The 11,718-nt window shown below is 60.5% G+C and carries 5 protein-coding genes; 2 read left to right on the top strand and 3 right to left on the bottom strand.

Annotation, left to right across the window (positions count from 1 at the left end; all coding sequences use genetic code 11):
• Nucleotides 1–392: 392 nt before the first annotated feature.
• Entirely contained in the window at nucleotides 393–1,148 is a 756-nt protein-coding gene (locus ACYOEI_RS28955) for a hypothetical protein (RefSeq protein ID WP_462853139.1), read from the bottom strand.
• A gap of 510 nt (nucleotides 1,149–1,658) precedes the next feature.
• Between ACYOEI_RS28955 and ACYOEI_RS28950 the strand changes: the two genes are divergently transcribed.
• Entirely contained in the window at nucleotides 1,659–6,311 is a 4,653-nt protein-coding gene (locus ACYOEI_RS28950) for a choice-of-anchor X domain-containing protein (protein WP_462853138.1), read from the top strand.
• Between the two features lie 162 nt (nucleotides 6,312–6,473).
• Here the strand turns inward: ACYOEI_RS28950 and ACYOEI_RS28945 are convergent, their stop codons facing one another.
• Nucleotides 6,474–8,003, bottom strand: coding sequence for a hypothetical protein (locus ACYOEI_RS28945; protein WP_462853137.1), 1,530 nt, complete (start codon nucleotides 8,001–8,003; stop codon nucleotides 6,474–6,476).
• Nucleotides 8,004–8,099: 96 nt separating this feature from the next.
• On the bottom strand, nucleotides 8,100–9,251 hold the full coding sequence (locus ACYOEI_RS28940) for a PKD domain-containing protein (RefSeq protein ID WP_462853136.1): 1,152 nt from the start codon (nucleotides 9,249–9,251) through the stop codon (nucleotides 8,100–8,102).
• Nucleotides 9,252–10,182: 931 nt separating this feature from the next.
• Between ACYOEI_RS28940 and ACYOEI_RS28935 the strand changes: the two genes are divergently transcribed.
• On the top strand, nucleotides 10,183–11,601 hold the full coding sequence (locus tag ACYOEI_RS28935) for a hypothetical protein (RefSeq protein WP_462853135.1): 1,419 nt from the start codon (nucleotides 10,183–10,185) through the stop codon (nucleotides 11,599–11,601).
• Nucleotides 11,602–11,718: the final 117 nt, after the last annotated feature.

Below are 11,718 nucleotides of genomic sequence, written 5' to 3'. Positions count from 1 at the left end.
CTGACCATCAATGAGCACCGGCGCAGGATCCCACCCGAGCTTTCTCCCGTGAACCGCTGAGCACTTCCACACTATCGACTCCCCACGGCCCGTCAAGGCGAGCCGGTGGATCCTAGGTCGACGTCATCGAGACCCGCCGTGCGACGGGGTTTCTTCCGGAAGGACCGAGATTCTGCGGGAGGAGGGGATATTCTCGGGAAAAGTCTTCGGCATGGACGGTGTCGGAAGGGCTTCTGGTGGGAGGGAGTGTGGGATTCCCGGAAGGGCTTTCGACGTTGATTGCGTCGGAAACCCAGCCTCGAAGCAAGGGCCGGGTTTCGAGGAAGACATGAGGGGCGGGTCGGCCTGAGGCCGACCCACCGTTTATGCGTTTCCTGCAACTGGCGGCCCACTCAATAGGGCGATTTGTGGGAGTGGTGCTTCGTCGAGACAGGGACGAGGTACGGATAAGTCGGGACGACGAACGTCGGGTAAGGGGCGGGAGAAACCTGAACGGGCCAGGCCTGCGGTATGATCCCCGGGTTGGAGTCCCCTTCATCGCCTCGGACGATGATGTCGATCATCTGCGTGATTTCCTGCTCCTCCTGAGTGTTGAGATTCTCGACATCCTCGCTGGCGATATCCTTGATCGCCGCCACATATTTCTCCCGGGCCTTCGTCCGCAGTTCGTTGCGTCGGGCCGTCCGCTCCGCATTGTTTGACCGGATGTCGGGGTAAGCGTCCTTGAGATCCTTGAAAATGTCCTGGACGAGCCCGGGATTGTTGTTGAGACGCGAACCGGAAACCTGGAGCGGAGCGAATCCGGTCGAGGACCCAGAGGACCCATAGGAATACGTGGCCGGAGCGGCGCCCACCGACGTCATCGCCACGTTGACGGGCGGTGCGTACGCGGCCGGTGCGGCGGCCACGGCGCTGCTCGCCGCCCCCTGGGCGTAATAGTAGTACCCACCGGTCGAGGAGGGAGCATACCCCTGGACCGGGGCGTAACCGTAGGGTGCCGAGGAGGGAGCATACCCCTGGACCGGGGCGTACCCGTAGGGTGCCGCCGCCGGTGCCATGGCATAGGGGCTCGCCACGGGTGCCTGGCCGTAGGTCACGGGGACGTAGCCGACCACGACGGCTTTCTTGTGATAGCCACCGGCATGCACGCTCCCGGGAATCAGTATCAGTGATCCGCAGACGCCTGAAAACCAGGCGAATCTGCTTATTCGGCATTTTTTATTTGGACTACCCATATTTCCCATTGTAAGATGCTCCGGATAAGGCTTGCCGTCGACTCGATCCGGCTCTGCGGGACGCGACGTTCGCAGACTGCCGGAACAAGGCCGTCGACACGGCACGAATCCATGGCTGCCATGAGTATATCCCGAGTTCCAAACGGTCTTGAGAAAAACGTGGTAAAAGTGTCTGAGAAAATGTCATGATCGAGAGGGAAGCGGCTGTCTCGATCGGTCCTAATGACTAGGACGCGCCTCGTGTGCTGCCGTTTCCCGGCCCTGGGCCTCACTGGCTCGAGAGGCTGTTCGTCGTAGTGGGCCTAATCCTGCCTTCGCGGCGGCCCGACGACTCCCCGGTACGAAATCGCAATTCCTCACCGTCTCCGTCCCTCGCTTCGGCCCTCACTATTGCCTGGTCGTGTCTAACAGAAGGGGTCCCCCATGAAGACGCCTGCCTTGGCCACAGCGATAATCCGGCGAATCGTTATGAACCTGGGCCGCCCTGCCGGGTTGTTAGCCCTCGCGTCGAGCCTCATGACGACGCAGGCGGTGTTCGCGGGACCGACGGCGTATGACAAGGCCGAAGGGACGTTCGACCTGACCTACACCTATGCTTCGGTGCCAACCCTAGGGATGCCGGAAAGCGAGCTCGAGCGAGTGAATCAACCCGGCCTCGTCCAGGCAACCCCGGACCAGGACGCCAAAATGAAGGCCATCATTGCGGTGGTCAGCAAGAGCATGCTCCAGGCGACCAACGGCCGTGCCAGGATTGGAAGATTCGATTACGTGGATTCTATTAAAAAAGCAGACATTATCATCTCGTTAAACGATGCACCGGGCCGTGCCGGCTATGCCACTCGCGGCGCGATCGAGGGTAAGCCTGGGCAACTCGTCTTGTTCTATAAGAATTATGAGACGGATGGGCCCGACGACTTTGCGCTGACGGCGTTCCACGAGATCAACCACTACCTCTTCGCTCTGCCCGACGAGTACCTCGAAAGCGGGGCCGCGGGCAATTGCCCGCTCGCGAACCCGTCCGGGCCGGGTTGCATCATGGACAACTATCACAAGACGCCGCCGCGGTTCGGCTGGTACGGAAAATATTGCACCCAATCCGATCACAATCGGTCCGCCCCCAAGGAGATGTTCGCCAACGAAACGCCCGATGAATCGTGCCAGATGCTGGTCGACCAATTCTTCTCGACACGCCAAGTTACCCAGGCGCCGCCGCCGTCGGTGCTGGCGACCGAATCCCAGCCGACCAACGACGACCCCTATACGGGCATCTTCCGGAGCCTGGTCAAGGCGACGACCGCGAAGGTCCAGGCGGAGATCGTGAGCAAGCGAGGGAGCAAGACCGGCTCGAACCTTGCCGACCCTGTCGCGGAGGCGAAAGGATTCAAGTCCGTCGCCGAGAAGTTCCTCAAGGAAGCGGTCGCCTTCGCGCGGAATGATCCGAGCTTCACGAATCCCCCTACCCCGGAGCAATTGAAGGGGGCCATCGATCTGATCCTGAGGGACGCCGCCGAGATTCCCGGACTCGTTCCCGATCGCATCAAAAATACGGGTGAGTTGGCGACTCGCCTCGAGACCAAGGCGAGGGAACTCGCCCAGCAATTCCTGGGCGGCGAGATCCCGAACGGGAGTTCGTCAGCCTCGCGGTCGAGCGCTACCAAAACGGTTTCGGGGAAATTGATCAAGGAACTCGAGAGCTTTGTGGCGGATTCACTCGGGCTCAATGTCCAGGATTTCCCCTCGGATCAGAAGAAGCTGAAGGTCGATGAGAAACGCTACATCGCGCAGATCGCCAACGCCGCGATCAGCCCATTGCAAGCCAACTCCGAATTCTCCCGGTTCCGCAATGCGGCTCAGCTTCACATCCAACTGAGCGCCACGACTGCTCAGAACGTGCTCGATGTCGCCAACGCGGTCGATACGCCGGGGGGATCCGCCCGCCGAGTCGAACTGAGAGACCTGAACCTAGACCTGCTCAAGCTCGCCATCCCCGGACGACCATACAATCGTTTCGGAAGGCGTCGGACCAAGGCCGTAGCCCCGTTGGCAATCTATCCCGAATTCGATCGCGTTGCCTTGCAGTCTGATCCTAATGTGCTTTATGCGACCGTACGCGATATCGCGTTCTCGGGATTCGGCAAGCTTATCCGTCGAGAACGGCTCGAAATGGTCGACCTGTCCTCGAACGTTGACAACTTGGCTTCCGCTCTCGTCACCCCGTTGCTAGGCGACGCTGATGCGGAACAGAATGCAATTGCCAAACTCTCCGCCGACGAGCGTCGGAGGCTCTTGGCCCGCGTGTTCGCCCAACTCACCCTGGAGATCCGCCGCAACATGGTCGAGAACATTATCGTCCTCGTCCCCCCCGGTGGCTTCCCCGAGGATATCGGCTCGTCATTGGAGCCGTTCCGCGATGCCGTCCTCAATGACTCGGACGTTAGGGTTGACCTCATCGTCGCCGCGTCGGGGACCGTTCCTCGACGGCTCCGCGACCTCTCGGTACGATCGGGTGGGATCGTGATGTCGGTCGCCGACATCGATGAAATCGGCGTGGCCGCTCAACGGCTTCGGACGGAGGGAGTCAGCGGATCTTGGGTCATCGCCCCCCATAAGGGAACGGTCTACTTAAAGGCCATGCCTCGTGATGATATCGACAAGAAGCGACCAGCTCCGGATTGGCTGGCGGCCGTGGAGAAGGAGATGGCGAGAGAAGACCTCAATGGCGATGATGTGCAAAAACTAATTCGTTGTATCTCAGCAGCACTCTTGGTTGAGGCCCACGATCAACCTTCGGATCAGGATACTGGAGACTCTGGCAGTAATCCTCCGAGCACTCCGGCCTCTCAGGCCCCCCAGGCTCCCTCGGCACTTCCTCGGGCCCCGCTTGCCCCCCTGGCTCCCTCGGCACTTCCTCAGGGCATCCCGGCCCCGCCGGCCCCTCAGGCTCCCTCGGCACTTCCTCAGGGCATCCCGGCCCCGCCGGCCTCGGCACTTCCTCAGGGCATCCCGGCCCCCCCCACGCCTCAGGACAGTCTGGCGCCTAATGCCGACCTTGTAATCAAAGACTCACCGACTTCTGCAAGAATGGGGAACCATCGATGGCCCAACAGAAAGTCTATGGTGCAAAAAAATATAACCACTAATGTGGATGACGCGAAAAACTTCAATGATTATGGGGACTTTAGCTTCAGGGTCTTTGAGGACGATCGATCTCAAAGTATTCGCATGTTTGCAAAGACACTTTTTTCTAAAGGCAAGGCGGCTATTGAGAAAGGTCAGCCGGGCCGCGATTTAGACTTACTCGAACGGACGGCGTCGCGATTGGAAGATCTTAGCAATTCGATCGAGCGCATTCGAGAGTCTCTGTGGATGGAGGATGCGATTCCGACTAAAGATGAGCTGGCCCGAGTGTATCAGAAGATTGTCAATGCGAGAGGCCTATTGGTTCGACTGTACCTCGCGGATGATCCGAAAACAGGCGAACCACTCATTGGGTCAAATCATTTGATCTACCATACTTCTGACATTGAAAAAATTACAAAATTTATATATGATCGATCGTTGTTCAGAGAAACTGAAGAATATGAGAGAAGCAGAAGGGGGAGTGATAAAATTAAGTATAACGATATTTTCAAGGGGTATAATAAATATAAATATGTTATGTTGTTTCCTGAATATTATACGATTCGTTTGGGTATCTCTCAAAGTAAAGACGGCAAAACAAAAGAATATGTTGAAAAGAAGAGGAAGAGCGATAGTGCTGGAGGGAAGCCATCTACGGACTGGGGGCTCAATTTGCGGTCGCACCGGTGGGTCGATTGTGAGTTGGCAATGATAAATGCAAGAGTGTATTCGATGGAAAGGTATTCTTTTAATCGCCAAAGGGGAGGGTTGGGATCGCCAGAGGACACGCAGAAGTCGACCAAAATCAAGACGGTACTCGATGATCTGGGCGGACGCTCAGGAGTACAACGCGACCCGGTGCCCGACGAATTTAATGAACATGAACAGAGAGAATTTCGAGAGATTTTGTACAACAAATTTCCATTGATGTTCATGAAAGTCGATCTTGGTCTTTTGGTTATGGAAGACGCAGTGCTTTCTGCTCTCAATCGGTCCACTCCTGTCTTCCAACGGATTGAGCGGCAGGACGAACAGACGCTCGTCGAGGGGGATTACGACAGTGATTCTCAAATCGATGTTGACGACGCTCTATTCCCCATCGAATTGAAGAAATTCAAGTCGGAGCCGAATGCTGATTTCGAGTTCATCGTGGGGGTGTCGCGGCCTCTCGACAAGAATGCGATCCTCGCAGATCACCCCCACATGGTCCTTTTTGACTCATATGGAAGAGAGACTTCGAATGAGTTCCTGCAGTTGGACGAGGAGACTACGACGGAGACAATGATGGTCTTCAAGCTCCCCAATCCGGCGCGAGAGGACGGGAGGCTTCCCCAGGGAGAGTATACGCCGAAGTTGTTCCTGAAACGAAAGCATTTCATTCCCCACCTCTTCGAAGAGGCGGGGAAGGTCAATTTCACGTTCTCGATCGCTACGGAGAAGCCGAATATCCTGATCATCCCCGGCTTGCGTCAGGTGACCTTGAGGGCCGAAGACGGAGCTGGCGACGGCGAGCGCGAGGCGGCGGATCGGGGGACGATTGCGAACACGAAGAATGCCGCGATTGTCGAGGTCCAGGTGATGGCGGGTGCCTCGATCAAAGGAGCCGAGGTGAGCGGATCCTTCATGAGGGTCGACGCGTCAAACGACTCGATCACTTCGAAGGTCGTGGCCTTCAAGGACGATGGCCTGGGATCCGATACGACGGCCGATGACGGCGTTTACACGGGTCGGATCGTGCTCGTGCCTGAAGAGCAGCGGGTTGGTTCCGAGTATCGGGTGTTCATCGAGGCCAGGTCTGTCGAGGAGAAGACGGCTTTCGTTTCGACTTCAGAATTTTCTCAGGATTCTGCCAAAGGTGACGGGAATGGAGCTGATGCCAAGTCTCAGTCCATGCCCAAAGTTCCCCCCTTCCAGCGGGCCACCTCGCTGAACTTCCGGGCCGAGAAGGCTCAGTGAGTCGCGTCTGCCGACTATCCGGATGCGGGTCAGTTAACAACGGGCGTTGCGATGGGGATCATCCCACCGCGACGCCCATTGTCTTTAGTGTGCCAGGATGGAGCGAGGAGTTCCCACAGGAGACCTGCTCTTTCAGGTGAGAGCGAGTCCCAAGGCGAGAACTTAGTGGAACAATCGGTGCATGAAGCCCGACTTCGCCGGTGCCTGGGGTTGAGGAGCGGCCGGGGCGTAGCCGTAGTCCTGCGGCGATGGGGCGTTCGGCGGGGGGGGCGGCGGCTGGTAGGCCGGCGGTGGTGACGGCGGCGGTGGTGCGTAGGCGGGCTGAGGCGCGAAGACTGGGGCGTAGGCCGAGGCCGTCGGCAAGGCGGTCAGCAGCGGTTGGGGGGCCACCGGTGCGTAGCCCATCACCGGCGCGTAGCCCGTGGCCGGTGCGTACCCCGTGGGCGGGGCGTTCGACGGTGGCGCCATGGCCATGGCCGGGGCCAATGAGGGCGTCGAGCTCATCTGGATTCTTGGATTCTTCTTCTGGGCTAGGTGGTCGCCGATCGCCCCCAACACCCGTTCCCAAAGCCGGGGATTCGTCAGCAGCGCGGTGGCGATCAGCGGCGAATTGCCGACCGGAGGGGCGTAGGCCGGGGGAGCATACGCGGGAGGAGCATATGCGGGAGGCGCGTAGGCCGGCGGGGCGTAGGCTGGCGGAGCGTAGGCCGGGGGCGCATAGCCTGGCGGGGGAGCATAGCCCGGCGGCGGGGCATTGCTCGTGGGGGGAGCATTCCCCGTTGGAGGAGCATTGCCCGTCGGCGGTGCGTTACTCGGGGGTGCCATGAACAGTTGTGTCGGATTCGACGGCGGTGCGAACGCCGGAGGGGCATACGACAGGGTCGGGGCACTCGGCGGGGCATTCGCGAAGATGATATTCGGCTGTGGCGTCGGCCCGACCACGATCGTCGGCGCCGTTGGTTGGAAGACGACCGGGGGCGCGGGGGCGGAGACCACGACCGGTTGGGGCGTCGGTTGGGTGTAGACCGGGGCGACCGGCGGCGCATAGACCGGAGGCGCGTAGACCGGTGGTGGTGCGGTGTATTGGGGAAGAGCTGGCGGCGGCGGCGGGGGAGATGGAGGCGGCGGGGGTGGGTAGTTGTTCTGGCCCGAAGGCTGGGGACCTTGGGCCGACGCCCCCCAACCATGGCCCCCGGTCCGGACGAGGGACGGGTCGCGTCGGGAAGGTGATGAGGCGACCATGCCGAGGCGGCCAAGCCAGGCGACGACCTGGGCTCCGTCGGTGAGGTCGCCTCGGTTCCCGACCGGGGTGAGCCCCTTCGGCCCCTTGCGGAAGACCAGAACCCTTGGGGCGTCCTGGATCCGCCATTGCTTGACGAAGGCGCCATAGGATTCGGCGGGCATCTCGGTGAAGACCACCGATTGGCCCGACGGATCGGCCGCCAATTCTCGCCTCAAGGAGTCGACCAACCTCGCCGAGTTGGGGACTCGGCGCGAGGTGACCACGACCACAAGCGGCCGGCCCGCCGCGTTCGCGACCTCGGCGGCCTTCGAGAACGGGGGCCAATCCACGGCCGAGTTCGACGCCGGACGTCGCGAGGCGGAGGGGCCTTCCTGGCCCAGGCTAGATCCTACGGCTGTCGTTATGCTCAGCGAGAACAGGGCGATTATCTTCCGGTGATAATTTGGCATCGTGTTTCCTTACGGGCTGAGCCGGGGGGCACCTTCGCGTTTCACGCGACCGTTCAGCAGGGGGGGCTTCGTCGCCCGGAAATCTTCGGCGATCGTTCAGCGGGGGGGCTTCGTCGCCCGGAAACCTTCGGCGATTTCTCGGAACTGCTCCGCGAGCCGGGCTCTCTGGTTGGCGGTCATCTCGGCGTTCTGGGCCTCCGGACGGCGAAGGTCGAGCCCTTCGGGGATCAACGCTTCGACGAGGCGACCGGTCATGGGTGCGAAGATGCGTTCCATCCAGAGGTTCCGCCAGGCCGGATCCGACGGGACGATCTGATCGAGGCGTCGGGACATCTCACTGAACATCTCGTTGTAGGACTGGTAGAGGTCCATCCGATCGGCGAGGGTGTCGAAGGCCTCCGAGAGGACCTCGGCCGAGTCGACCCCTCCTTTCACCGAGGTCAGCCCTTTGCCGGCGAGGGCCTGCATCGGCAGGGGAGCTCCCAGGCTCGGGTCGGGCACGGCGACGGCCGTGGCCGTCGGCGCGGCGACCGTGATGGAGACCACGTCGGGCTTCGAGATCTCGCGGCCCGAGGCGACGACGAGCGCGTATCGGTAGATCCCGGGGACGGTCGGCACGAACGAGAAAATATGGTTTTCCTCGATCGTCAAACGAGTATTCGGGCCGCCCACCTGGATCCAGCGATAGCCGATCTCCCCCCGGGGTTCGCTCCGTCCCCCATTGAGGGTCACCTGGCGGCCGACGATGGCGATCTGGTCGTCCCCCGCGTCGGCGGAGAGGGTCGTTCCGCGCATCTTGATGGGGCGACTGGTAGCAGTCGGCCTGGTCGTCGTCGCGAGGTCGATGCCCGTCCGGACCACCTGGTCCCCCTCGTTCGGCTGTGCGGAGGGGACGCTGATCTTCAGCGGGGTCGAGTCGATCCCCTCCCCGTTAGCCACCACTAGCAGGAATCCGAGCTCCTTCGCGTCTTCCGGCACGACGAGTTCCGTCGCCGCCACATTCGAGTCGGCGAGGACGGCCGCGGGGCCCGACGTCTGGGTCCATCGGAATCGGAGGCCCTGCCCGCTAGAACGTCCCGCGTCCAGGCGGATCGTTTGCCCGGCGCCGGGGGAGCCCTCGAAGTCGGCGACGGCCTTGGGGGCCGACGGGCGTTGAGGCCCTTCTCCCCGGTCGACCGGCTCGGACCCTGACCTGGCCCGGGGTTCCGAGATCCCCAACGAGTCGTCCGCTTGGTAGGACACCCGCATCACCGTCCGTCGCCCTCTCTCGTGGCGACCGTCGGGCAATCCTGCATGGATGTTCGAGAAGAATGATACCGGAGAGAGTGTGGATGCCAAGGACACGACCACGGCCAGTATCCCGAACGCCCATCCATGTCGAATCTTGGCGATCCGGCGTATCTGAGTCATGGAATCGAAACCCTTTCTCGTATTAGATCTCTTAATCCGCACAATCCGGGCATTCGGTAGCACACTTAGTCGGCTCGGATCGGGGCGAACTTGACGATTTTTTCGGAATCGGCGGTTTCCTTTAAATGGCTGAAGAGAAATCGTGGAGCGCGCCGCGAGTTGGCGAGACTGATGTCGGCGAGGCGACCGTGACGTGACCGAGTAGATCGGCATTGTCCTCAGCTAGGTATCGACCCAAGATCCGAAGAACAAAAAGAAGATTGCATCCGACACGGGCTTGGATGCGGCGCTTCCATCCGGTATCGTCAACTGCGAAAATGCGTCAAGACCGTGTCAATCCCTAAAGGCGGCGGCGGGGTCACCGACGAGGTTTCCGTGACCCCACCCGGGAGTTCCCCCTATGATCCGCGTTGCCATGCGACTATTCGAGCGTGATTGGCGCCCCAAAGGGTGCCTAACTCCGAAGAGATTAGCGTTCTCTGGAGTTGCAATGGCCCTGTTCTCGCTACTCGTCCCGGAGCTCCGAGCGGAAGTCCCAAATCCGGAGCCGGCCGAGAACCCGAGGCCAAACCTACCGGACGGGCCGTCCCGCCTCGTCCTGCCCGGTAATCGAATCTCACGGACCGACCGGCCCATCGCCGCGGATGTCTCTGCGACGCCACCGAAGCTCGTCGTTCCCCCATCAAATGCCGCGGCACTCCGGGCGGTCCGCGCCAAGGCGCAAGGTACCACGGCCAAGAATGTCGAATTCCCGAACGCCGATGCGAGCTTGATTGCGACGATTCGGGCACAGATTAAGGCCGATGTAAAGACCGGGATCGAGTCGGTTATCGAAAAGCACTTCGTCGACGCCGGGGATTTTGCGAAAACTCCCTTGAAGGTGAGCACGAAGGATGAAATTACCGTCATCTTGTGCCCGGTTCACTTCGCCGCTCCCTCCGGCGGAAAGGCACTCTTGAAACCGGGCGAGATTCGAGTTGTGACGCCGAAGCTGTTTATCCTCGGGACTGAACCGAAGGCAAAGGAGGTCATCCCCACGATCGAGACGGCCCACCTCTTCCTCGGAGGCCATCACATCGACGAAAAGGGCAAGCTAGCCGTCGACCCCGAACACCCTCCGGATGTTACATGGACGGCATTTCGAAATGCTTGGGGCGACGCCGGAGAGCTTGCGTATTCATTCAACGGGGAGACGAACCGGGTCACGCCGCAGGAGGAACACTGGAAGCATCCTCTGAAGTCGGACGAACAACTTCCTCACCCATTCGGACTTGTCAAGATCAGGACCCAGGGAGAGGAAAAGGCCTGCTGCCATCTCGTTCCCCAGGGTTATTACGATTTCGTCCCGAGCGAGACCGGTGCCTGGGATCTCGCCCCGTCCACATTCCCCTTCCGTATCGACAACACCAAAAATCCCAACCACTTCGCTTATTCGCTCGGCGGTGAGCCGAATCTGGTCCCTGCGCGTCAGGTGGACATCGTCGTCGCCCGATATCCCAGGCTGAAGCTCTCTTTCCGATCGTCTGAGATCGGAGCTAAGCACACGGAACGTTGGGTCGAAGCCGGAACGCTCAAGGTTCAGGTCGCCGAAGTCGGCGAGTTCCTCGTCGTCACCGACGCCAAGACCGCGGTGGTCGACCAGAACGAGCTCAACGAATCCTTGGATCAGTTGATTTTTACTAATCCTACAAGTGGGAGAACTCCCGTCTCCTACGACATAATTAGTGACCCCGCGGACTACGATAGCTTCACCCGCCGCTTCCTGGGGCCGGGCGATACCGAACTGCATAGGCTGAGCGGCAACCAGTACTTCATCGTGCGCTTCTCTGCGGGTGAGCCTTTCGGGGCGAAATATCGATGGGTGCAAGCCGGTTCGTACCAGTTCGTACAGCAACCCGGAATCGGTTGGGAACTCTACAGGCGCCCGCCCTATTCCGTGGGGATCTCCAATGACACCGATGCGACGATCGCATTTTCTTGCGACGAGGCCTACGCGATCATTGCAGGAGATACCCGTACACTCAAATCCAAACGTCCGATTACGATTTTCTTCGATCGAGGCGATGGTCAGGGATTGGCCCGGAAGGCCCTCCCCACGGAACGATTTGGCAAGACGGTCGCACGCTATCGGTTCGTGTACGACCCCACGACGAGCCTGTTCGAAGTCCTACCGGTGATTGCCGAGTAGAGTGGGCCGGGTCGACCTCAAGACGAGCGCCGGGCCACCTTCGGCCCGGCGTCGTCGCGACGCGTTCAATGAGCCTCCGCAGGGACCACGTTGATTACGGTGACCTCCGGTCGGGCG

The sequence above is a fragment of the Singulisphaera rosea genome (genome assembly GCF_054877945.1).
The sequence above is the reverse complement of the archived record's forward strand: the minus strand, read 5'-3'. Positions and strand labels throughout refer to the sequence as shown.

What these genes read in the sequence shown, in the direction of transcription:
- ACYOEI_RS28950 (WP_462853138.1), top strand. Translation starts at nt 1,659, where the DNA reads ATGAAGACGCCTGCCTTGGCCACAGCGATAATCCGGCGAATCGTTATG.
- ACYOEI_RS28940 (WP_462853136.1), bottom strand. Translation starts at nt 9,251, where the DNA reads ATGCGGGTGTCCTACCAAGCGGACGACTCGTTGGGGATCTCGGAACCC.
- ACYOEI_RS28945 (WP_462853137.1), bottom strand. Translation starts at nt 8,003, where the DNA reads ATGCCAAATTATCACCGGAAGATAATCGCCCTGTTCTCGCTGAGCATA.